The sequence below is a fragment of the Butyricicoccus sp. AF35-5AC genome, from assembly GCF_003477715.1.
GTDB classification, from domain to species: Bacteria; Bacillota; Clostridia; order Oscillospirales; family Butyricicoccaceae; genus Agathobaculum; species Agathobaculum butyriciproducens.
The window spans coordinates 1-24,271 of sequence record NZ_QUDX01000003.1 but is presented as its reverse complement, the minus strand read 5'-3'; the positions used below and the strand labels follow the sequence as shown (position 1 = coordinate 24,271).

Genomic DNA, 24,271 nt, shown 5'->3' with positions numbered 1-24,271 from the left:
AAAGCGTGGTTTCAATCGAGAGGCTGTTCGGAAAACAAAGTTTTTCGACAGCCTCAAAGCACCGCTTTCGCGGTGCTTTTCGCATTTCTTTAGAAGAACTTATCCTTAATGCCGAGTGCAAAGATGATGAGCACGATAATCGGCAGGATATAGCTTACATAGAAGCGGATATTATCCTTGACCTTGAATCCGCCGCCTTCGTTGGCCTCCTCCTTGAAGTTCTTCCAGCCCCAACCGTAGCGGGAGGTGCAGAACAGCAGGTAAAACAGCGAGCCGAGCGGCAGCCAGATGTTGGACACGAGGAAGTCCTCGAGGTCGAGCACATTCGAGCCTGCGCCGAACGGCTGGAAGCCGGACCAGACATTGAAGCCGAGCACGCACGGCAGCGACAGCAGGATCATCAGCACGATGTTGATGGCTGCAGTCTTTTTACGGCTCCAGCCGGTCAGATCCATGCAGCAGGACATGATGTTCTCGAACACGGCGAGGACGGTCGAGAAGGCCGCAAACGCCATGAAAACGAAGAACAGGCTGCCCCACAGGCGGCCGAGCGCCATATGGTTAAAGATATTCGGCAGCGTAACGAAGATCAGGTTCGGACCGCTGTCCGGTGCCACACCGAAGGCAAAGCACGCCGGGAAGATGATCAGACCGGCAGTAAATGCTACGAACGTATCCAGAATCGCAACATTGACGGCCTCGCCGAGCAGCGCACGGCCCTTGCCGATATAGCTGCCGAAGATAGCCATCGCGCCGATGCCGAGCGACAGCGTGAAGAACGCCTGATTCATCGCGGCAACGATGACATTGGCGATGCCGCACTCCTGCATACGGCCGAGATCTGGAATCAGATAGAAGCGCAGGCCCTCGCCCGAGCCTTCGGTCATGATGCTGTTGATTGCCAGAACGACCATGATGGCCAGCAGAATGATCATCATCACCTTGGTAACGCGCTCCAGGCCGCCCTGCAGACCGAACGAGTTGATCATAAAGCCGATGACAACAACCGCAACCATGCAGACCGTCATAACCACCGGCTTGCCGAGCATTTCCGGGAAGGCTGCCTGCACCTGCTCACCGGTCGCGCCGACAAATCGGCCGCTGACCGTCAGGTAGAAGTAGTACAGCATCCAACCGCACACGGTGGTGTAGAACATCATCAGCAGATAGTTGCCGATCATCGCCAGATAGCCGTGGATATGCCACTTGCTGCCCGGCTTCTCGAGCGCCTGATACGCCCGCACCGGACTTTTCTGGCTCGCACGGCCGATGGCAAATTCCATCGTCATGATCGGCAGACCGAGGATGAGCAGGAACAGCACATAGCACACGACGAACGCGCCGCCGCCGTACTGACCGACCATCCACGGGAACTTCCATACGTTGCCCACGCCGATGGCGCAGCCTGCGGAAAGCAGGATGAAGCCGAGGCGCGAGCCGAGTCTTTCTCTTTGCATTGCTTGTTTTTACCCCTTTTAATTTACATACTATATCAAGCGTCCGAGACGCATGACTTACTCTCGTATAGCAATTTAGACAATTATTGCTATCATTCCGCGTCCGAGACTGCGGATTTTTCGATTTTTCGGATTTCTTTCCGTTTTTTACGCAGCTCGCGGAAGAAATTCCGCAGAATGTCCGCGCATTCCTGCTCCAGCACGCCGCTCACCAGCGCGGGCTGATGATTATACGGCAGTGCGAACAGGTTTATCAGCGAGCCGCACGAACCGGCCTTCGGGTCGGGTGCGCCGTAGTACACGGTTTTCATGCGCGAGTTGATGAGCGCACCTGCGCACATCGGGCACGGCTCGAGCGTAACGTACAGGTCGCAGCGGTGCAGCCGCCAGCCGCCCAGCTTTTTACACGCCTTCTCGATGGCCTCGATTTCTGCATGGTGCAGTGCGTTTTTTTGGGTTTCCCGGCGGTTGCGTCCGCGTCCGACAATTTTGCCGGCGCAGACAACCACCGCGCCGACCGGCACTTCGCCCTCGTCTGCCGCCTTTTGCGCCAGCTTGAGTGCGGCCTTCATGTATTTTTCCTGTTCGGTCATAAATTCCTCAGATTTTCCCGAGCAGACGCGCTTTCGCCTGCTCAAATTCTTCATCTGTCAGGTGCCCTTTTTCGTGCAGTCCAGCCAGCCGCTCCAACTGGTCGATCATATCCGCCTTTGGTGCAGTTTTCCTTGCTTCTCCGCGCATTTCCTCGAACGTCAGCAATTTAGCGAAGCTCTCCATTGCCTGCGGTTCAAAGAACAAGGTTGCAGCACCGCCTGTCGGTGCGTCAATCTCTACCGCTGTGCTGCGCTCGTCTACCTCGCGGTATTCCGTACGGTCCGGTTCACCCTCCTGCAAACTGGTCTGAATGCCGACGATTATGCCGATCACGATGCCGATTACCAGACCGATAATATTCAGCAGAAGTGTACCGAACAAGCCAAAGACAAGTGCCAGCGCCGAACCGATCGCGATCGCTCTGCCGGTCATAAGACCGCCCTCTGTGCCGTGTACCTGATAAGCCTCTCGACGCACTTCACCCGCTGCTTTTACCGAGCGAATCGAACGAACCGACAGCTCACCGCTCTGCAGGCTGCCCTTGCCCGTGTAGAGACCCTTATCCCGACGGAAAAAGCGCAGCGCATCGCCGTCGCGCCAGACCTCCAGCTTGCCCTTCGGCAGCAGTCCGCCGCCGTTTTTAACGGCAACCGTGAAGGTTTCCGCAGGCTTGTCCATCGGCTCACCGGCACTGCGGCAGTCGAATCCCCAGCTTTTCAGCACCGCAAGGTTTTCCGTGTTGTACGACACGGTGAGCGCCGCTTTCGCGCCGTTATCCCGGAATGTCAATGTCAACGCGACAGGGCGCAGCTTGTACACACGAAGCATGCCCTGCATTTCGTCCGGCTCGGTCGGTGCCGCGTCCGCGGTAAGCGTGTACGCGACCTTGTCCAGCGTGAGCGGCAGCTGCCCGCTGCCCTCGTCGGTCGGCATCAGCGTCCACGCCGCCGACTCAGAAAATAAGTAATAACGTCCCGCCGGTACGAACGGTGCGTCCTCTCGAATGGTTGCAACTACGTTTTTACTCATCAAGATTCACCTGCCCCACAATAAAGCCAATCTTAAAAATTTCAATTTGCTTGCAAATTGCATCCGCATGACAGATTTTCCTTCCGGAACTGCCTGCCGTATATAGGGGGTACCCAATCCCCCTATAAAGCGTCAGCGCGCTTTCATTTGTCTTTGCCGCGACAGATTCATCGTGCCGTCCTGCATTTTCGACAGGTTTTCCAGACAGTTGCCGGTACCGTACGCCACGCACGAAACCGCTTCGTCCGCGACGCGCGTCGGAATGCCGGTCTTGGAGGCGATCAGCTTATCGAAGCCCCAGATCAGCGAACCGCCGCCTGTCATGGTGATGCCGTTGGCAGAAATGTCGCCGGTCAGCTCGGGAGGTGTGCGCTCGAGCACCCAGTGCACCGCCTCGACGATCGCTGAGGAGACCTCCTCGAGTGCATCGAGAATCTCACTCGAGCTTACGGTAAACGTGCGCGGCAGACCGGTCATCAGACAACGTCCCCTGACCTCCATGATTGCTTCCTCGCTGCGCGGATACACACAGCCGACCGTGCGCTTGATCTCCTCTGCCGTGCGGTCGCCGATCAGCGCATTGTGCTTGCGGCGGACGTACTTGACAATGGCCTCGTCGAACTTATCGCCCGCGACCTTGATGGACGTGGATTCGACGATGCCGCCGAGCGAAATAACCGCCACATCGGTCGTGCCGCCGCCAATATCGACCACCAGATTGCCGTTGGCCCTGTTGATATCGATGCCCGCGCCGATGGCCGCCGCGACCGGCTCCTCGACCAGAAAAACGCGCTTTGCGCCCGCCTGCGTGCCCGCATCAATGACGGCACGCTCCTCCACCTCGGTGATGATGGACGGCACGCAAATGACCACATTCGGCTTGAACAGGTGGATACCCTGCACCTTTGCGATGAATTCCTTGATCATGCGCTCGGTCATCTCATAATCCGAAATAACGCCCTCGCGCAGCGGACGGATGGCGACAATGTTGCCCGGTGTACGGCCAAGCATGCTCTGCGCTTCCTCGCCCACGGCAAGGATTTTGCCGGAAACCTTGTCCACCGCCACAACGGACGGCTCGTTAAGTACAACACCCTTGCCCTTTACATAGACCAGCACGGTTGCCGTGCCGAGGTCGATGCCGATATCGCTTGAAAAAAGCGACATCTTTTTCGCGATTCTTTGCAGAAAAGAAGCCATATTTCATTCCTTTCTCCGCGCTCTGTTCGCGTGGATTGACAGTATTACCATTATACAGATTTTGTGCGCCATTTGCAAGACTCCGGGGCAAATACCGAAAATTCGACAGTGAAACCGGCATCACTCCGGCAGCGTGTCCTTATAATCCCGGTATTTTACATTGTTTTCCACTCGTTCTTTATAGGCTGCATACGCCTCCGCCAGCGTGTCATATTTCGTTCCTGTGATATAATCCTTAAAGGTGCTGTAACTGTAGATATGGTCCGCAATCGCAACATAGCTTTGGCCGTTGTTGCTCCGGGCCGCGGTGGTCGTTTCTGAGATGTAATAGCCGCCATTCGCCGAGCTGACAATGACCGGTATCTGCTTGCCCGCACCGACGGCCTTTGTAGCGACATCGACCGATGTCCAGAACAAATAGCGGTCACTCTTGTTCGTGGAACTGCCGAGAAACGCCCATGTGCCATTTTTCAGCAGGCTGTCGCTTCTCATCTCCTTCTCCACCAGGGGCACCATAGTGGAATTGGGGCACTTCGAGTCGATCTCAAAATTCGAATTATTCTTCAGTGTCTTCAAAATACCGGTCCGATCGAGTATGCCGTGCAGATTCTCGTTCCAGTCGATCGTGCCGCCCGGTGTGCTCTTGCCTTTCCAGTCAAACACGATCACAGCCGCTGCGCTGTCGTAGTACACCTCGCATTCCCCGCCCGCGGCAGGGGTTCCTTTCCAGTTTGGGGTATCTCCATCCGCCTTATAATGGGTAACGCCTGCAATTGTAATGGGATCTCTCGACTGCCAGTCATCCTGCTTCTGCTTCAGCCTGACCGTCTTGCTCATGTTGTCGCTGTCCTGCTCCGTAACCGCAGTCAGCACATCAATATACGCCGCCCGCACCTCGATGAGGTCGGATGCCTCCAGACTTCTCTCGATATACTGTATCAGCGCCGGTATCATAAATGCCGCAAGGATCGCCAGAATGACCAGCACAACGATCAATTCCACCAGCGTAAATCCCTTGCAGGTATTTTTCTCTTTCTTCTGCATTTTATCAGCACCTTTACTGCAACTCGGCAACTCCGGAAAAATATGAACTTTTCGCTAAAACCCCCGAAAAGCTATATACCGTCTATGTTTTTTCGTTTCGTCCATTGCTTTTCAAAATGAACGTTTCATCTATTTTGAACGTTTCATTCCGTTCATTATAACATGCCTTTGCCGTATTCTTCAAGCGCTATGCCAATCTGCTGATTAGAAAAAATGAATCTTTTCCGGCCCTGGCAGTATGGGCACGAATCATCTCCCACTTTTCGTTCTGCAATCGAATACCTGTATTCTCCGTTACATTTAGGGCATCTCCATAACGCATCCATCTTTGTAGTTTCCATAACACTGTTGGTTGCTCTGGTGTTATCGGGAGACCATTCCGCTGCTAATTCTGGATTGCCTGTTTTAACTGTATATAACTCTGCTCTTCAAGGAACTTTAATGCAAATCTCCGAATCAGTGCTTCGCTGTGAAGGCGCCCCAAGACATCTTCATAGTTTCCTCCAATAGCTTCATAGCACTCTCACATTGTCAAACTTTAGTCCTCCTGTCAATTTTATTCCACTAATTCATGAACCTCTGCTAATCAATTATATACATACCTTAAAATTGTTTTTATAACTTCATCAATCACAATCGGCTTTGACAAATGTGCGTTCATTCCTGCATCCAGTGATGCCTGAACATCTTCTGTAAATGAATTAGCTGTCATTGCTATAATAGGAATGTTTTTCCATCCGGTCTGTCATTCATTGTCCTGATTGCTTTTGTCGCTTCATAACCATTCATTTCAGGCATCATGACATCCATCAGGATTACATCAAATGTGCCTTTCGGATGATTTCTGAAAATCTCAACAGCATTCTTTCCATCCACAGCTCTTTCTACATTCATCCCGAGCTCTTCCAATTGCACGGCAGCAATCTCTGCATTCAGTTCATTATCCTCTGCAAGAAGGACATTCACACCTGTAAGATCTACCTTTTCAGAACAACCTGTGTCTGACTTATTACATTCCTGATCTGTAATTTCCAACGGAATATCCACAGTAAATGTGGTTCCCTCATGCTTTTTACTCTGCACGGAAATGGTTCCACCCATCATATCCACATACTTCTTTACGATAGCCATCCCCAGTCCAACTCCGTGGTACTGCGTTCTCACATCGGAATCTTCCTGTGCAAATTCCTCAAAAACTTCTTTTGTAAATTCCTCACTCATGCCAATACCAGTATCCGAAATGCGGTAACGCATATTTATATATCCATCCCCGCCCTTTTCCTGACACCGGGCTTCAAATGTAATCGTCCCTCCATCCGGAGTGTATTTTACGGCATTGCTCAGAATATTGACCAGCACATCGCGCAGGCGTGCAGGATCCGCAAGTACATTTGGAATCTTTGCTTCTTCACGCTGAATCTTAAAGTTGATATCCCTGTTCGTAAGAAAGCCTGTTATAATATCCAATGCAGAATCTGTAATGTTTTTCACATCCGCCGGTACCGGATTGTATTTCACTTTTCCACTTTCGATGCGGGTCAGATCTAATACATCATTGATCAGCGACAGTAAATACGCTGAGCTTTCGTCAATCTTTTCCAGACAATTTTTCACTTCGTCTGACGGATTGTTTTTCATTGCAATACCGGTAAATCCTATGATTGCATTCATCGGTGTCCTCATATCATGGGACATATGTGACAAAAATGCTGTTTTTGCCTTGTTTGCAGCCTGTGCATGCTCTGCCAGTTCCGCCATTTCCTCAGCTTTCTCCTGGGCCGCCTTCTGAGCTTTTCTTCTTGCACTGAGACGCACCATTATCACAGCCATAGCAGTCAGCAGCCATCCAAAAATAAAAAGAACCGAAACAGTCACAACAGGATGCAGACGGATCCAGTCAACAAATGTCAGCTCTGTTGCTTTGTGTGTAGTATACTGTGCTGCAAGATCTTCAATAAGATATTGTGGCATGGCATACATTGCTTTCGTCAGAATACCGGCCAGCGCATGGTTCTCAGTTGATGAAATTACCATGCGGTAGGTGAATGTAGGCTGTTCCAGCAGAGTATATGTCATGGTGCCCGTAGTGTCACTATTCACAAACGCCTGTGCCATGTAATAGTAGACGAAGGCAGCATCTGCTTTACCCTTACGGACAGCTTCCATCATTTCCTGTCGGGTACTGCACATCAGCTTTTCTGCACCGGGTGCCATTGCATCTTCAATTGACTTTGATGCTGTCTGGTCAACAGTAGCAACAACATTAATTTTTCCATCAAAGTCACGCCGTGTCACCCTTGCCAACTGCATCGTAATGAAAGGTGCAGTAATCCCCCATTTTTTCGTTTCAGCATAGTTATCTGTTTCCAGGCGTGCATCGATGCTCATATCTGTGGTTTCCGTATTTTTCTGATAAGCAATATACTCATCTCTGGTGGCAGGTGTAAGAAACTCATAGGAAATCCCGGCATAGTCTGCAATTTTCCGGAAGTAATCCGGGATAATACCCTTCATCTCACCATTTTCATTATAAGAATATGGATAACGGGTCGGATCACACAGAACATGAAGCGGGTTGTCCTTGGAATACTGTGAAATAATACTTTTTTCTTTCTCCGTATATTCCAGATTCTTAGTTTCGATGCTTTCATAATTTTTATTATAAAGTGTCGTTTTCCAGTCACCCTCAACTGCATTCATCTGATCGATTGCATAATTGATCTCATTCAGCAATTCTGTATTACCTTTTTTAACAATGACATAGAAATCGCTGCTGCCAAATTTATCCACGATTCGCTCATTGTTTGTTTTTCTCAGAGAACTGGTAACAATCGCATCAACTTTTTCGTTCTGAAGGGCTTCCTTCATTTCTGCGGTCGTATCAAAATAAGATGGAACATATGTAAATCCTTTGTTGTCTGCAAAATCCGCAAACTCTTCATTCCGGGTGTTTCCGTTCAAAAGCGCCACACGCATACCGTTGTAAGTGCTGTAATTGCCGTCCACAATCGTGCTGTTGTCACTGCGGACGGTCAGCATCCCATAATTGGTTCCGATGGGACGTGAAAAATCAAACTTTTCTTCTCTTTCCGGTGTTTTGCGGGCAGATGTTACCATGTCGATCTCGCCATCTTCAAGCATCTGCTGCATATCATCCCAGCTCTGATCGTATCCGACATATTCGTAATCTACATCCCAATAACGGGCCATCAGACGAAGAAAATCATAGCCATAACCGCTGCGGTTGCCCTTTTCGTCCATCTCGTGATAGCCGTCCATGGCAAAGAAACCGACTTTGACGGTTTCATGCTGCGAACTGTCCTCGGCTGCATATGCAGTCTGGGGAGAAAATATCATACACACGCATACAAAAGCCAGTAATACTGCCACATATTTCTTTGCTCTCGAAATCATATTAAATCTCCTGTCATCTTCTGTTGATAAGTCATTCCTCAAAAAAACACTCTCAGACAGACAGTGCACCTCATTTTACGCAACTGGCTGTCATTTTAAAGGCCCTGTAGCTTTGCATCCCATATCTGTTTTTCAAATCCAATATTTGATGTATTCTTTTCTGCCATACTCTTAACCTCACATGATGTTATTCTTAAAATTTACTGTCCCCAAAACGTACTAAACGACGATAAGTATTACGTATTGGTCATATCTCGTTCTATATCCATAAATTTCTTCGCATCTGCAAGCAGATCTCTATTAGAGAGGAAATCTTATAACCTCTTATTAGTCATTATACACAAAACAAGCATTCAAAGCAATGACTCCGAAGGAGATTTATAGCATATTATGGTAATTACTCTATATATTTTTAAAGATATTGTCTCCGAGAGAAATCCTGCCAGCAAAGTAACAGCCGCAATCTGACACAATATATTTTCTCTATACATTTCTTCTCATCGAAAAATTTGCTCCACGCCCTTACTACATCAATTATTTTCAAATAAATAAGAGGCTGCATTTTCTCTTATTATAAGAAAATGTAGCCTCTAAAACTCGTTATTTTTATCAGTCGCTTTTACGCACTAAATTTGTGAATCATCCATTTTATCGTTCATTCGGTGAAAAATTTTTTCCGGAACTCCGGAAAAATATGAACTTTTCGCTAAAAGCCCCGAAAAGCTATATACCGTCTATGTTTTTTCGTTTCGTCCATTGCTTTTCAAAATGAACGTTTCATCTATTTTGAACGTTTCACTTTGTTCATTATAACATGCCTTCGCTGTATTCTTCAAGCGCTATGCCAATCCGCTGATTAGAAAAAATGAATCTCTTTTATGCGCCTGCCATTGCAATAGGTGCATGCCGTGAAGCCGCGTTTCTGCTTCATCAATCTGTCCTTGATTGACATATAATACTTATGATTGCAGTCTGGACATTTCCACCATACCTTGAACATATTCGTGTCCAGCACAGCATTAGGGCGAATTCCAAGAAGCGTATTCTCCACAACTGACCATTCTGACAGCAAATCGGGATGCAAGGTCGCAAAGTCATTATATCCCTCTAAGGTTCTTGTTCCTCTGCAATAGGGGCATGCATTATCTCCTACTTCTCGGTTGCAAATTCGTTCGCTATATTCGCCACCACAGCGTGGACAAATCCACAGTGCATCAACACTCATCATACGCAAATAACAGTCTGGTGATAGCAGATTATTGCTCGACCATTCTGCTGCCAGTTCCGGATTAGTCGTTGTAAGGTCATTAAACCCTCTCAATGCTTTCTTTCCCCTGCAGTATGGACACGCATCATCACCTACTTCTCGGTCTCGAATCTGGGCACGATAATCTCCACCACATTCAAAGCAATGCCACAAAACATATGCAGTTGCCGATTTATAATATTTATCTGCCGAATCCTCATTTTTCTCAGACCACTCTGCTGCTAAGTCAGGATGTGTCGTTATAAGATCGTTAAATCCCTTCCATACATGCAAGCCATTGCAATACGGGCACACATCATCTCCAACTTGACGATTTTGTATTTTGGCACTATATTCACCTTTGCAGCGTGGACATATCCACAAAGCATAATCACCAGATATCTTTTGATGCAAGTCAGCTGTATCGCTATTGTTCGGTGACCATTCCTTAGCCAGTTCAGGGTCTGTTGTAGTAAGATCGTTCACACCTTTCCGTACCCACAGACCGCGACAATATGGGCATGCACTTACGCCTTCCTCTCTATCACGAATCTTTGCACCGTACTCCTGATGGCATTCAGGACAAATCCAGAGTTTCCGATAGATATCCGTCTTTTTATAACATTCGGGGGAGTCTTCGTTTCCGGGTGACCACTCTGCTGCCAGTCTCGGATGTGTCGTTGCCAAATCATTAAAGCCTTTTAATGTACGCCATCCTCTGCAGTAAGGACAGGAGTTATCCCCAATCTCTCGACTCTTGATTTCCGAGCTGTATTCGCCGTGACAGTTCGGGCAAATCCAAAGAGCATAGTCATGCGAACTTTTCATATAGTTCTCTGGACCAAGTTTGTTATTAGGTGACCACTCTTTCAGCAGATTGGGATGTGTAGCTGTGAGATCATTAAATCCTGCTAATCTTCGCTCACCTCGACAATAGGGGCAGGCCTTATCGCCGGCCTTTCGCCCCCGAATCATTGCACTGTATTCACCATGGCACTCAGGACATATCCAACGAGCATATTCACCCGATGTATTCCGATATTCTGTCGGCGAAGTGGTATTATTAGGCGACCATTCTTTTACCAATTCCGGATCAGTCACTGTCAAATCATTATATCCCACTAATCTTTTCCGGCCCTGGCAGTATGGGCACGAATCATCACCCACTTTTCGTTCTGCAATCGAATACCTGTATTCTCCGTTACATTTAGGACCTCTCCATAGCACATCCATTTTTGTAGTTTCCATAACACTGTTGGCTGCTCTGGTGTTATTGGGAGACCATTCCGCTACTAATTCTGGATTTGTATTTTGTAAAGAGATTTCTTCAAAGAACTTTACTCCCTTGCATATAAGACACTGATAATCATTGTCGATCATTTGCTGCACTGAGGCAGAAAAACGGTGACCTTTATCACATGCAAAGCAGTAATACTTACTGCGTGCATCAAAGCAACCCTCCATCGGGCCATTTGCTTCAGCATCCCATAGCTTCTCCAATTCAGGAACCTGAGATTTTAAATCGTTGTCTCCTACGCTCAATACATGGCGCGAACAGATAGGACAGACATTCTTCCACTTGATTTGCATTGCAGGACTGCGACTATACGAATGACCATATTCGCACTTCCAAAATACTTTTTTTAATACATTTTTAGGTGAAATCTGGTTTACGGGCACTTCGTTCCGTTCTGTATCATACATAGCCACAGCTTCCGGATACAATGTTTGCAGATCATTAACTCCGGGCTTAATAATTCTGCCTTCACATATCGGACAGTCGAACCTAACTCTTTGATTGATATTAAAAAAACTATCTTCAAATTCATGCTGCTTGGCTAAACAACGCCACTTTACTTTTGTCTGATCCCTAGCTGTGAATTCTTCAAACGGAATTTCATTTTTCTCACTGTACCAAGCCTTCAATTCCGGGTGCACTTCCGCAAAATAACGTTGATTTTTATTTAACGGCTTGCATTTTCTGCAAAATCCATACCCATATATTCGGGTATAAATTCGAGCATACCATTTATGACCTGCCGCACACTGCCACAACATTTCTTTCTGAGAACCAACTGACACTTCATACGGACTAACATCATTTTCATCAGCCCATTCTTTTGCAAGTTCCGGATAACGGACAGCAAAACTATCTTCTTTTCGCACCTTGGTGCCATGGCAGTATGGACATCCAATATTCCCTTTGCCTTTCTTCAAAGCGCCATATACTTGCATAAATGATGCCGTAAATTCGCCATGCGTCGGACATTTCCAAATCGATTTTTCCTTTTGGTGCAAACGCACTTCGGATAACGGAATTTTATTGTTCTCTGAATAGATTTCTGCTAGCTGCGGTAAATCCTTTTCATAACTTTCTACTCGCTTGTTTCCTGCGCAAACAGGACATTTGGCAATGTATCGTTCCGGCTTGTTCTTACGAATACGTCCGTAAACCGGAGCTGTCCATTCGTATCCGCAGACATGACATCTCTAGTTTAATCGCTCATGCGAGCCAATACCGATACGCTTCGCATCCACACCCGGATTCAGTTCCTGCACATAGTCCAGTCCCAATTCCGGATATACGGTCGCAAAATCGTTTACACCACCCCAGACTGCCAGTCCCGCATCGCAGCATGGACAAACATCATCTTTTCGGCTGGCAACAACAGCCTGCCATTCATATCCACAGTTAGGGCATTTCCAGTATACCGGATTCATAGACTTTGCCATTACATATGCCGGATCTTCTATATTGCGTTCGTAGTCCCAGAACTTCATCATATGAGCTTTGCCATACACGGTCGCTTTTAATCTCTGACACTCTACACAATGTACCCGTCCTTTATAGTGGAAACGTATCGGTGCCGCCTGGAAATGATGTCCCTTATCGCACACCCAGTTTACCGTTACCTTTGAAGTAGCCGAAGTAATTTCTTCCGGTTTGCATGTATTCTGCTCATAATCCCACATCTCTTCCGCTCCCGGCAGCTTTTGAAACAGGAGCGGTCTCTCCTCGGTCTGCAGTACTTGATGCGGTTTATGTTCTATCCATTTAAAACGTTCATCATTCATCGAAATCACTCAACAGTTCATTGACTGCATTAGACCGAAATGTCTTAATTTCCTGATCTGCAGTCATCATGTGGGCATCTATTGCTTCCGGCATAATGAGTTTATTGACTGATTCAAAGATGCCTTCCTTTTGCAGAATCAAGTTTGCCATTTCCGGATATACACGGCTATAGATAATCTCTCTCAGCTTGCGAATCAATTCATTTTTCGTCTGAATCTCTGCATCTCGGTCATGGTTTCTCTTTACAGCTAAATCTTGCTGCGCCTTCTCCAGTTCTTTTTTCAACTGGTTGTTTTCCTGCTCCAGCTTCTCATTTTTCTTTTTCAGCTCTGAAGCATTATTTGCAATTTTCTCATAATATGCATCACGCTTCGTAAGCGCCTCTTTTAGCGCCTGTGGAGAACTGTTTTTCGCCAGAAACGCATCTATATCCAAGCCATGAAATACAATCACAGCATCAATGTTTCTCTGCACAATCGCCTGATTATAAGCCTCAATATGCTCTCGGACTTCTTTATTTCTCCGAATCAGATAATCCTCAACCGCATATCCCTGACTGCGCACATACTCGCCAAAGGCTGGAATTGTAATTTTCATTCCCGCAACGATTTGCTGATAATCAAGTGCCAGCCTGCACAGATCCTCAGAGGTTATTTTCTTTGCTCTCGGCACTATGCTTCTCCTCCCATTTTATCTTTTCCTGGAGATATTGATGGTACGAATATTCAGAACTCTGCAGCTTCAGCAATACCTGAATAATATCTTCCGGCGATCCATTATTCTTTCTTACCTGTGTAATGACCTTATGCAGATTCTCACATTCCAAAACAATTCGATTTCGATACAAATCTTCCGAACCGACAAACTGCCTGTCTTCCGTTCGATAGTAGGTGCAACTTGGACAAAACCCGATTTCACCCGCTGGTCCACTGACCTTATAGCATTCACTTAAATCGCCCTCCAAAAAGCGTTTTGAGTAACATCTGCCGCCGTTATCCAGCCGTGTAAATTTTTCCTACCTCTAAAGTCGGCACATACTGACTGATGGTATACTCCTGTTTGCCTTTAATCAGACGTTTGTACTGATGATACGTTTTGCACTCAATCCAGTTCGTAATATTGCTGAAATAATGTGCGGACATCACCGGATTATCATGTCCTGCCAGCTCCATCGCGATCATCGGCGTTGCTCCCTCGGCAATCAAATTGATCAATGCAAGATGCCGCGTATCGCCAAGATTCATATATTGGATTTCGCCATCCTTCAATGCAGTAGAATCCTTTTCATACAGAACCTTGTATCCGTACCGTTCACATATAATCTGATTGTAAAAATAGCGTAGGCAAGTATTTAAATTTATATAGGTAAAATACCGGCTGTTATATGGCCGGCAGCGTTCCCATTTCATGTAGTGCACATCCGCAGCAAACAGCGTATCAATATCGTTCACCGAGCAGTCCTTGATATGATCCTGATACCACTGAATTGTCTTTCCCAACGTTTCCGGAATAACATAGCTTCGTTCTTCGTAATCGTCCCGAATATGGTAGGATACCCTTTTACGCAATCCTTTTATTCGGTTTCTTCGAATGGTAAGTTTCCATTCTCCATTGACATGATGCAGGCAATTCTTCGGCGTTAAGACAAACTCGCGCGGCCGCAGTGGAAGTACGCCAGAAACCTTCCACCAAAGATAAATCGGGAAGTAAAACAGCTTTTCACTTTCGTCCTCAGTTTCCTTCCAGAACCGGTCGACAATATCTCCGAACCGGAAATATGTATCAAATGATGCCAGCTTTCTCTGTCCGCCATTAGAATACATTCGTGTGGCATCGTCAACCGATTGCAGAGCGTCCTCGATTTCCGCGATTTCATTTTCCCGTTTTTCCGGCGGCAACAGCGCGAAAAAATCAAGCAGATGGGAAGCATTCATGATACTTTCTTTTTCATGGATATGCGCCAGTTCCCGTATCGGGCAGCGAATGACTTTCTTTACGCTGTATATGAACTCCTGCAGCGACAGCAGTGCCAGTTCACCCATACGGAACATTACATACGTTTTCCAGTAATCAATAAACTCGGCAAGAGTCATCTTCAAATAGGCAGCGTACTCTCCGAATTCATCGACTGTTATCCGAAAATCGAAGTTATATCTGCTGTACTCATCACACAGGTGCCAGACATCATCTTCAAATACGCAGTTTTCAATGACCCGTTCTTCTCGATACCCTCGGAAGATCTTCTTTGCCGAGACAACCGAACGCATATCCATATCCGGAATAGACAAAATCGATTCAAACTTGCTGATTTTTTCGACTGTATTCATCGTTCACCTCCCGAATGATCTGTTCAAAATCGTTTTTCACCTTTGTGCCATAAGTCTCATCTATGCAGTACAGTATTTCATCCAAAGTAGGAAGAATAATCTCTTTTAGGATAGCAATATACTTTTTCTTCTGCTGAATATTTCCTGTCTTCTTATATAGTGCTTTCAGACGGTTGACTTCACTGATCATCAGCCACATCGTAGACTTCGTGCTGATTTCATATTGACAGCTAATACAGTTCGTTCTGTCCGTATATGGGCAAACTTTTCCGCAGGCCGTGATCAGACAAAGCGTTTCATCCTGTTTAGATACCGCTTCACCTGCACCAATACGATGTAATACCAGGAGAATATCCTTTGATGAAACTGCAGTATAAAGCTCGCGCGCAGTCTTTACGGCACGTTCCATAGTCATTTGGGCCAGACCCACAGACCGTTCTACTTCCGATGGTGTCAAATTCAGTTCTTGAATCAGCTTTGTCTGCGTATGGAGAGACAGCTTCTGGTACTCTTTTCCCGCCAGTATCTTCAGCAGCGTTGAAGGTATAAACGACAGCACACCGCGTTCAAACAACTCTCTCGCTACAAACTCCGGAGAAAATCCAGACATCTTTGCGTCTCGCAGATAAACGCTGGTCGTCTTTGCAAATTCGCCATATGAACCCTTATGAGAACGCGCCAGAGCAGCCAGCATATATCCTTTGACAGAAAACTGGTCATCATTTTTCAGAATATCATCTGTCAGTACATAGATCATCTGCATGAATGCTTTGTTGGCCGAGCGTGACCGGAAATTAGACTCCAGAAAAAGCTCACCGATTTCTTCTCCCATATAGCGCGAAATCTGTTCATACGTCGCAATCGTCCGAATCAGCGGCTTGTCCTCAGGCAATCCACTAATTTGATGGAATGCCTCTGCGACAGCAAACAGCTTGCCAAAGTGTACTTCTACGCTTTCCGGCACATGGAACTTGATACTCGCCACACCAGTAGTCCCTTGTGTTTTGCTCGGCGTAAGTTGAAGCACAGATAGGCGATATAAAATAGAGTACAGTGTCAGCCGGGCATCAACATCTTCAAACGAGCCATCCTGTACTCGTTCCAGTACCTCTTCCGGCGTCATCGTAAGTTTTGGGTGCGGAATTCGCACAATATCCGTATTCCGTATCACGCTGATGAAATGTACCGAAATAAAAAGCCATGTATCAACAAAGTTTTTTGACGTCGCAGCCTTGGTATACATATCGTTTTCTGCAATATAATTCTCATTGAACATATGGAAAATAATTTTCAGATAATCGTCTGGATCATAGGCTTCTGCATTTTTAGAATTTGTACTGTATGGATTCATAAAATAGTCCCGATAGTAAAGTGTCTTGCAGTGTACCCGAGTCCAGTTGATAAAATCTGCCAGAATATCACCGAAAATCTTTGGAAGATGATCGAAACCGTCTGACATGAGTGAGGCGATCTCCTGATCTGTTGAAGTTTCCAGTTCTCCCGGCAGAAAATACAGAAGGAAATCCAGTACCTTATTGGCTGCCTCTGTTTCCAGTCCCACATCTTTGCAATACCGTCTGAATGCTGCTTCTGTCGCTGGCAACTGCTGTTTTAATTTTTTTATCAGTTTCTTGTTTTTTTCTTCTTCATTACAGTCATAATGCTGACAGAATTCCTCCAATGATTTACGGCACCGCTCAAACTGCGCATCCTCCATCAGGATCCTGCCGTTTTCCGTAACTTCAGGCTGCGTTCCAAACCACTGGTTGCTAACGAAAAACGTGGAAACATCAAACATAAATTCGGTATTGATAATATGATATTCTGTTTTAAGTTTTTCAATTTGGTCAGACAAATCAATCATGCATACCTTCCTTTAGCGCCATTTGCTGCTTCTCCGATTTCCAAAGCGAATAATTAAAAATCTCGCTGCTGACTTTCTCATACTGCCGCTCCAGATCACTTTTATTGTTGATATAAGTAAGCACCGACTCCGGCGATTTATCTCCGCGCCAGTACATCAAGCCTTCTACGCCTTCTCCATATAAGGTCAGTTTCACTGAGAACCAGTGCCGAAAGATATGCGGACTAATCTGTTTTTCCATCAGCAACTGTCCATAGGTCACTACCTCAAAATCATCACTTGCCAGCATTTCCGGAATACACGCCTCTACAACATCATGGAATGCCTTGCGGTAGCTGTCATAAGCGAAAGCCTTGCCATCTCTGGTTAACGTCAGTGCGCCATATTTTGCCTCGTACTTACGGCCTTGTATGTAACTCATATATCTCTGATAGCAGGCATAGAACACCTCAAGGAATGCCGGATACACGCGCTGTTCGCGTTCCTTTTTGATCTTACCCACACTGACCAGATCTGAGCGCAGCACCAATTCTTTTTTCAAGTCAATAAAGATATTCTTAATGTTACCGTCTGCCATCTCAAAGCGAATACCTGCGCCAAGCGGTGAATCTGTTCGGCGGACATTACAGGCCTCAGACGGACGCAGACCGGCAAAAGCGCCCAGTGCTGCAAGCATCAACAAGTTCGGATAGATGGTCATAATCCGATTGAAAATAATCTGAAAAACCTTTTCCGGCAGGTCACGCAACATTGGACGCACCTCGTTACCGTACAGCACCTCAAAGATTGGTTTTCTAATCGTGATATATCTTTTTTTCTGTTTGCTGTACTTCTTCTCCTGCGTGTACAGATCACTGATTTTCATTTTGCAGCTTGTATTCTGCCGCAGCATTTCCTCCAGAAAATCCATCACATTGGTAATACAGCGCTCTACCGTTGACCTGGCACGATGTGCAGTCTGGGTATCTCCCTGAAGCCGACATAAGCCGTAATCATTCAAGAAATCCCTTACCATCTCTTTCTTTATGTCAGTCAGCTTATCGATATGGTATTGGTCGAAAAACACATAGTTCAGCAGCTTGACGATGTTATTCGCCGCTGGTGCATTATCGCTGGAAACACTTCGGCTGCCGCCGCCACGCACATACTTATGAAAATCCGTCCAGGCGAGAACCTCATCGTCTTCCTTGAGAACAATCATACTCCGCTGTATCAGTTCCGTGTCTTTATAGACTAATTTGTGCTTATAAACCGCAAATCTCATATACACACCCAGCGCGATTGCAACTATTCCAAGCACAATCGTCATACGTTTCCTTATTTTCTATACTCTTATGTCAGAATAACAATCATTGTAGGCATCGAACCAACAATCTTTCATTTTCAGCCATTAGAAATGAATTTAGCCCATACGGACCTCTGCGTATCTAGCCTATATTGATTTACAAATCGAATATCCGACATCCATTTATCGCACGCATCAGCGTATTTATAATTTCCCTCATGGGTATTAACAAGCCATTCGATATGATTCAGTATATCCGTTTTGCTCATCAACCGAGAATCCATCAAATTCTTCAGCAATTCCTGCCGTTGTCCATCAGTCAGTCCCTCATTCTTGCTGACGGTATAGCCATACAGTCGCAAGGTAGACATATCCGAAAGATCAGCCATAGAAAACGATGTACTATTCGGTGCATATGTTTTCAGTTTCATCAAAGGGAATCCATATTGCTTTGCATACTCCAGATAGCTAGTTTCATTGATAAAATACCGATCCCCTTGTTTATCATAATAGACATTGAACGGAACCGGCATATTTCTGTTTGCGCATAGCACATAGGCTGTAACCGGTGTGTAATTCTGCTCAATATTACTGATATGCTTATGCGAATACACATAAACTGTTGTAATTTTATTCGGATTACGGAATGTATCATCACCAAGAATGTCGATAGCTGCATCGCTTAGTATAGTTGCTTCGCAAATATGGTGTTTTTCGCCTTTGTACTCAAAATCCCGTAAACCTTGCATCAAGGTTGCAAGAATAGTCTGCGAAAAACCTCGGTGAATCCAAAAGTTTGTATCCGATTTTTCACGCGCATCACTTATAAGAAATATTTCATGATTTTCATTTTTACTGCCCAAAATGACAGACAAACATGCGCTGGATGGAACCCCGTCTTTTCTAGACAAATTAAATTTTATTCTCAAAACCAAACAACGCCTGTATAGCGCTACCTCTTTTTTATGTTGTATATACTTTTGTGGATCGCTCAAATAATCATCTAATTCTTCAATCTCTCCTTCAAAATCCTCTTGATCTTGAATAAATATTCCTATCTGTTTTCCGTATTTATGAACAGATAAAAAGTCTTTCAGCGTCTCATCTTCGTAAAAATCAGGTTCGTTCATCTCAAGTGTGTATAGCTTAGATTTTAAGACATCCCTTTTATGATTTGCTTCTGCTATACTTAATTGAGATATATCCTCTCGTGACGAAAGTTCCACCATAACACCTTTGACAATATATTTTCCAATGAAAAAGCTAATAGTGGAGAAAGCATATTCCTCATTTTTCAAAAGGCAACTAAACCACTCGCTTGAATTGCTATCGTAATTATTACGGCAGCGAACCTGAAACAAACCACCTGACGATCCAGCATAAGAATAATTAAAAAATGAAGCTACTGCAAGATCGATATGAATTTCCTCGCCGATCAATATAGTTAATTGTTCAGCAATCTTTTCTAATTCACCATAACAATACTCTCGCACAGTTGCTTTTTGTTCGCTTTCTCCTTTTAACCACAGTCGTCCCCAAGTGATACCAATTGCTCGAATTACTTCACAGCAATGCATATATACCGTCAAATATTTATATGTCCACCCAGCATCAATCAGCTCTTTCGGCGTAATATCCCTATCCTTTTCATAGGCATCTACAAATACTTGTGCTACTGCGTTCATTTTAATTCTCCGATCCCATCACATTATCCGTCCACATTTCACACTGACTCATTACAGTCTGGATTGCATCTTCCATGCCTTCCGGCGGATAATGGTGATGTCTCAAAAGTCGCTTTACTAAACGGCGCATATTCGCCCGTGCGCCCTCTTTTTTCTGCCAATCGATGGTACGGTTTTTACGAAGAAGGTCTGTCAGCTCCTTGGTAAGCGCAATCAAATCTTCATTTTTATAAAGATCCTTAATTGCTTGGGGTTTTGTCAGAGCATCATAAAATGCCAATTCCTCTGCTGTCAGCCCTAGCTTTTTACCAGCTGCCGCCTCTGCTGCAATGTCCTTTGCCAATTTCAGCAGCTCTTCAATGACTTCTTCGTTTGTCAGCATACCGTTCAAATACCGGTTCATTGCACTCTGAATGATTTCCGAGAACTTTTCAGACTTCACAACGTTTGTCTTTCGGTAAACTGATACCTGCTCCGCAATCAGCTTTTTCAGCAGTTCGACAGCAAGATTCTTTTCTTTCATCCGCGCGATTTCTTCAAGAAACTTGGGATCGAAAATCGAAAATTCTGTCTGAACATCCGAAAACAGGTTGATCACGCCTTCACTCTTGATGCTGTTCTTGAGCAATTCGTTGATTCGCTCGTTTACCTCTGGAAGTGTGAATTTCTTCCCAGTTCCGCCTGTGAGCAATCGAACAACCATCGTTCTTACAGCATCAAAGAACGCCGCTTCAATGCGAATCTGTTCATTGACTAAACTGCTGCATAGCGAAAGAGCCTGTCGAAGTAACAGTGCTTCCTTGATAAAGATATTCTGTGTCTTTTCCTTATCCGGCAAGTCATGTTCGGCTACACTTTTCCCGAGGATAAAATTCACACCGCCGCTGATTGTTTTTGCCCTTTCCAAGTCTGAACCATTCATAAATTTAGAATAATCAAATCCATGGAAAAAGTCTCGACAAACTTCCAGTTTTTCAAGGAATTTCGGATATGCTGCCTTACTGACATCCGTGTTACCGTAATTTTTGCGATCACGAGCAGTATAGTCATTCATGGCCTGCTTCAAAGCTGAAGCAATGCCAACGTAATCGACAATCAGACCGCCCTCTTTATCCTTGAAAACACGGTTTACACGCGCAATCGCCTGCATTAAATTATGACCAGACATCGGCTTGTACACATACATTGTTGCCAGCGATGGTACATCAAATCCTGTCAGCCACATATCTACGACAATGGCAATCTTCAGCGGTGAGTTATTATCCTTAAACTTCCGCGCCATATCATCTTTATGTGCTTTATTTCCGATAATTTCCCGCCATTCCTCAGGATCGTTATTACCCTGTGTCATGACTACGCCGATTTTTTCTGTCCATGTCGGACGAAGTTCCAGAATCCGCTTATAAATCTTCATCGCAATCGGACGTGAATACGCTGCAATCATCGCCTTGCCCGTCAGAATGTTCTGCCGGTAATTCTCGTAATGATCAAGGATATCGTCAACCAGCGAGTTAATAGTCTGATCAGCGCCTAAAATCGCCTCCATCTGACCGAGCTCTTTTTTGCTCTTTTCGATAACGTATGGATCTGTATTTTCTGCCATAATATCGTATTCACGGTCAATTAGATGCAGCGTTGCTTCGTCAAGTTTGAGATGTATAACACGGCTTTCATAATAGACCGGTCGTGTTGCGCCATCTTCGACTGCTTGTGTCATATCATAGATGTCGATATAATCACCGAAAACTTCTCGTGTACTGCGATCTTTCGTAGAAATAGGGGTACCCGTAAATCCAATATATGTAGCGTTAGGCAGGCTATCTCGAATGACACGTGCAGTACCGATAACGGTCTTCGCTTCAACTTCACCGTTATCCTTTTGCGTCACAACAACTTTTTCATTAAGTCCATACTGTCCACGATGCGCTTCGTCTGCCATTACAATAATGTTTCTACGTTCCGACAACGGCTCGCTGCTTTCTTCGAACTTCTGCATGGTCGTAAAGATAATACCATTTGCCTGGCGATTTTCCAGAAGTTCTTTCAGATGTTTGCGGCTTTCTGCCTGCTGTGGAGTCTGGCGCAGAAAATCTTTACAGCGAGAGAATTGACCATAAAGCTGGTTATCCAGATCATTTCGGTCTGTGATAACTACAATCGTAGGACTTTCTAACACTTTTTGCAAGCCATGCGCATAGAAAACCATAGATAAGGATTTACCACTGCCCTGGGTATGCCAGAACACGCCACCCTTACCATCCGTTACCGTCGCATGTTTGGTAGACTCCAGTGCTTTTTTGACAGCAAAATATTGATGGTATCCTGCAAGCACTTTAAACGTATTTTGCCCATCCACATTAAAGCAAATGAAGTTCTTCAGAATATCCAAGAAACGTGTTTTCTCGAACATTCCCTCAAAGAAAGTATCAAACGTTGCATATTGTGTATTCTCATAACTGCCGTCAACCGTCTTCCATGCCATAAAGCGATCCTCGCCAGATGTAATCGTACCCGCGCGAGAAGTTGTCATATCACTCATTACGCAAATCGCATTATAGACAAACATCGACGGAATTTCATACATGTAGTTACGCAACTGACGATAAGCCGCCGATGCATCCGTTTCCTCGCGGGACGGGGATTTCAGCTCAACAACAACCAGCGGCAATCCATTCACAAAGAGAATAATATCCGGTCGTTTTTCAGAATTCTCAATAAAAGTCCATTGATTAACCACCGTAAACTCATTATTGGCAGTATTTTTGAAGTCAATAAGATAAACGAGGCCAGCGCGTTCCTCGCCATTGTCCATATATTTTACAGGAACACCATTTTGCAGATAATCCATGAACACCATATTTTTCTGCAGCAGGGTACCCGTTTCAAAATTTTTCAGTTTATATATTGCTTCATTCAAAGCGTTCATAGATAAGTCTTTATTTACACGCTGAAGGCAGGGTAACAACAAATCTTCATAAAGCGGAGAATGATAATCACGTTCTACATCCGGGCCATAGACATAGGTATAGCCCAAATTTTGATTAAACAACTCAATAATCGAATTTTCATAATCTGCTTCTGTATATACTCCTTGCATGATTACACCCCTTCATACGCTAGGCAACATACTTGCTCTGCATTTAAATCGATTGTATATCTCTCAGCCATGATTTCTAACAGAATATTTTGCTCATATTTGGTTGCATATATGTCTTGGTACTGTAGTTGAATCGTGTATTTACCTGCACATTCTGGCGGACACTCTATAAAAACCTCTAAATCAAATTTGTGCGTTGTCGGCACACAAAACAGCAGTGAACTCAAATCCATCTTCTCATCATGCTCATGTCCACACTTGGCCAAACGACATTTTACATTGATTGCCGCACCATTTCCGCAATTCTGTACAAGTATTTTAATGTATGGCTGCATCACCGGCTTAAGCATCATCCCTGCCTCTCCCGCATTCACCGAATATGGTTGAGATAGTACTCTAGATTGCTCCTCTGTTAATTGATTTGATAAGGTAATCTTGTTTTTTCTAACCGTATAAACCAGTCTGTCAAGTAATATGTCCTCCCGTTGCCATGGCTCCAGCGTCAGTTTTCCCATCTTCTTGCCTTGTTCGCGCATCGTTCCCACCAAAGAGCCACTATATCGTGCAATATATTTATTGAACGAAAAGTATGGAATGACAGCCAATTTTTCAGTTTCTCGAGTTATATTCAGAATTTTGTCATTTGTTGTATTAGCTTGCTTAGCCAATGAAATAGATACTATTCCCAGCATAACTGTTCCAACCAGCGCTTCAAATCCAGCAATATAGCCGATAACATCGCCAGCTGTCCATTCAGCAGTCCAAAAGGTATTGACAGGATGATATTTGAAGAGTGCATGCACGATAATTAACGGACCACAAAACACCAGAAATGCAATAATAAAAGTAATTACTTTATGTTTCTTCAGCCATGTTAGAATATCATCCATAGAAAGCTCCTTTATATTCTATTATAAACGATAATTTAGCGGCTTAAAGTTGGACAGCACAGA

The 24,271-nt window shown here is 45.2% G+C and carries 15 protein-coding genes and 1 pseudogene; all 16 read right to left on the bottom strand.

Features of this window, described 5'->3' with window-relative positions; genetic code table 11:
• Nucleotides 1-89 precede the first annotated feature (89 nt).
• The 16 genes and pseudogenes from DWZ82_RS05270 to DWZ82_RS05185 all read right to left on the bottom strand — a co-directional run bounded on the left by DWZ82_RS05270 (nucleotide 90) and on the right by DWZ82_RS05185 (nucleotide 24,208).
• A complete protein-coding gene (locus DWZ82_RS05270) occupies nucleotides 90-1,457 on the bottom strand; it encodes a sodium-dependent transporter (RefSeq protein ID WP_118479297.1) in 1,368 nt (455 codons plus the stop codon).
• A 92-nt stretch (nucleotides 1,458-1,549) separates the two neighbouring features.
• On the bottom strand, nucleotides 1,550-2,050 hold the full coding sequence (gene tadA, locus DWZ82_RS05265; RefSeq protein WP_118479295.1) for a tRNA adenosine(34) deaminase TadA: 501 nt from the start codon (nucleotides 2,048-2,050) through the stop codon (nucleotides 1,550-1,552).
• Between the two features lie 7 nt (nucleotides 2,051-2,057).
• On the bottom strand, nucleotides 2,058-3,080 hold the full coding sequence (locus DWZ82_RS15340; protein WP_199667394.1) for an SHOCT domain-containing protein: 1,023 nt from the start codon (nucleotides 3,078-3,080) through the stop codon (nucleotides 2,058-2,060).
• Between the two features lie 132 nt (nucleotides 3,081-3,212).
• A complete protein-coding gene (locus DWZ82_RS05255; RefSeq protein ID WP_116705143.1) occupies nucleotides 3,213-4,247 on the bottom strand; it encodes a rod shape-determining protein in 1,035 nt (344 codons plus the stop codon).
• Between the two features lie 153 nt (nucleotides 4,248-4,400).
• Complete coding sequence (locus DWZ82_RS05250; protein WP_118479293.1) at nucleotides 4,401-5,324, bottom strand: type II secretion system protein; 924 nt, start codon at nucleotides 5,322-5,324, stop codon at nucleotides 4,401-4,403.
• Between the two features lie 155 nt (nucleotides 5,325-5,479).
• Nucleotides 5,480-5,701: pseudogene (locus DWZ82_RS15985) on the bottom strand (zinc-ribbon domain-containing protein); the annotation flags it as partial.
• A 337-nt stretch (nucleotides 5,702-6,038) separates the two neighbouring features.
• The gene (locus DWZ82_RS05235) at nucleotides 6,039-8,738 is read right to left on the bottom strand and encodes a transporter substrate-binding domain-containing protein (protein WP_243022889.1); all 2,700 of its coding nucleotides are present in this window, start codon (nucleotides 8,736-8,738) and stop codon (nucleotides 6,039-6,041) included.
• 856 nt (nucleotides 8,739-9,594) lie between these two features.
• Nucleotides 9,595-12,201, bottom strand: a complete 2,607-nt coding sequence (locus DWZ82_RS05230; RefSeq protein ID WP_158575091.1) for a zinc-ribbon domain-containing protein — start codon at nucleotides 12,199-12,201, stop codon at nucleotides 9,595-9,597.
• Nucleotides 12,202-12,474: 273 nt separating this feature from the next.
• On the bottom strand, nucleotides 12,475-13,059 hold the full coding sequence (locus DWZ82_RS05225; RefSeq protein WP_118479287.1) for a zinc-ribbon domain-containing protein: 585 nt from the start codon (nucleotides 13,057-13,059) through the stop codon (nucleotides 12,475-12,477).
• Entirely contained in the window at nucleotides 13,052-13,732 is a 681-nt protein-coding gene (locus DWZ82_RS05220; RefSeq protein ID WP_118479285.1) for a hypothetical protein, read from the bottom strand. The genes DWZ82_RS05225 and DWZ82_RS05220 overlap by 8 nt, the downstream gene beginning before the upstream one ends.
• A gap of 320 nt (nucleotides 13,733-14,052) precedes the next feature.
• Entirely contained in the window at nucleotides 14,053-15,387 is a 1,335-nt protein-coding gene (locus DWZ82_RS05210) for a hypothetical protein (protein ID WP_118479281.1), read from the bottom strand.
• Entirely contained in the window at nucleotides 15,356-17,251 is a 1,896-nt protein-coding gene (locus DWZ82_RS05205; protein ID WP_118479279.1) for a hypothetical protein, read from the bottom strand. Before DWZ82_RS05205 ends, DWZ82_RS05210 begins: the two co-directional genes overlap by 32 nt.
• Nucleotides 17,244-18,560, bottom strand: coding sequence for a site-specific integrase (locus DWZ82_RS05200; protein ID WP_118479277.1), 1,317 nt, complete (start codon nucleotides 18,558-18,560; stop codon nucleotides 17,244-17,246). The genes DWZ82_RS05205 and DWZ82_RS05200 overlap by 8 nt, the downstream gene beginning before the upstream one ends.
• Before the next feature lie 74 nt (nucleotides 18,561-18,634).
• Nucleotides 18,635-20,221 carry a hypothetical protein gene (locus DWZ82_RS05195; protein WP_118479275.1) on the bottom strand — a complete coding sequence of 529 codons (1,587 nt, stop codon included), beginning with the start codon at nucleotides 20,219-20,221 and terminating at the stop codon, nucleotides 18,635-18,637.
• A 1-nt stretch (nucleotide 20,222) separates the two neighbouring features.
• On the bottom strand, nucleotides 20,223-23,318 hold the full coding sequence (locus DWZ82_RS05190) for a type I restriction endonuclease subunit R (RefSeq protein WP_118479273.1): 3,096 nt from the start codon (nucleotides 23,316-23,318) through the stop codon (nucleotides 20,223-20,225).
• 2 nt (nucleotides 23,319-23,320) lie between these two features.
• Nucleotides 23,321-24,208 carry a hypothetical protein gene (locus DWZ82_RS05185; protein ID WP_118479271.1) on the bottom strand — a complete coding sequence of 296 codons (888 nt, stop codon included), beginning with the start codon at nucleotides 24,206-24,208 and terminating at the stop codon, nucleotides 23,321-23,323.
• Between the last annotated feature and the right edge of the window lie 63 nt (nucleotides 24,209-24,271).

What these genes read in the sequence shown, in the direction of transcription:
- DWZ82_RS05270 (WP_118479297.1), bottom strand. Translation starts at nt 1,457, where the DNA reads ATGCAAAGAGAAAGACTCGGCTCGCGCCTCGGCTTCATCCTGCTTTCC.
- tadA (WP_118479295.1), bottom strand. Translation starts at nt 2,050, where the DNA reads ATGACCGAACAGGAAAAATACATGAAGGCCGCACTCAAGCTGGCGCAA.
- DWZ82_RS15340 (WP_199667394.1), bottom strand. Translation starts at nt 3,080, where the DNA reads ATGAGTAAAAACGTAGTTGCAACCATTCGAGAGGACGCACCGTTCGTA.
- DWZ82_RS05255 (WP_116705143.1), bottom strand. Translation starts at nt 4,247, where the DNA reads ATGTCGCTTTTTTCAAGCGATATCGGCATCGACCTCGGCACGGCAACC.
- DWZ82_RS05250 (WP_118479293.1), bottom strand. Translation starts at nt 5,324, where the DNA reads ATGCAGAAGAAAGAGAAAAATACCTGCAAGGGATTTACGCTGGTGGAA.
- DWZ82_RS05235 (WP_243022889.1), bottom strand. Translation starts at nt 8,738, where the DNA reads ATGATTTCGAGAGCAAAGAAATATGTGGCAGTATTACTGGCTTTTGTA.
- DWZ82_RS05225 (WP_118479287.1), bottom strand. Translation starts at nt 13,059, where the DNA reads ATGAATGATGAACGTTTTAAATGGATAGAACATAAACCGCATCAAGTA.
- DWZ82_RS05210 (WP_118479281.1), bottom strand. Translation starts at nt 15,387, where the DNA reads ATGAATACAGTCGAAAAAATCAGCAAGTTTGAATCGATTTTGTCTATT.
- DWZ82_RS05205 (WP_118479279.1), bottom strand. Translation starts at nt 17,251, where the DNA reads ATGATTGATTTGTCTGACCAAATTGAAAAACTTAAAACAGAATATCAT.
- DWZ82_RS05200 (WP_118479277.1), bottom strand. Translation starts at nt 18,560, where the DNA reads ATGACGATTGTGCTTGGAATAGTTGCAATCGCGCTGGGTGTGTATATG.
- DWZ82_RS05195 (WP_118479275.1), bottom strand. Translation starts at nt 20,221, where the DNA reads ATGAACGCAGTAGCACAAGTATTTGTAGATGCCTATGAAAAGGATAGG.
- DWZ82_RS05190 (WP_118479273.1), bottom strand. Translation starts at nt 23,318, where the DNA reads ATGCAAGGAGTATATACAGAAGCAGATTATGAAAATTCGATTATTGAG.
- DWZ82_RS05185 (WP_118479271.1), bottom strand. Translation starts at nt 24,208, where the DNA reads ATGGATGATATTCTAACATGGCTGAAGAAACATAAAGTAATTACTTTT.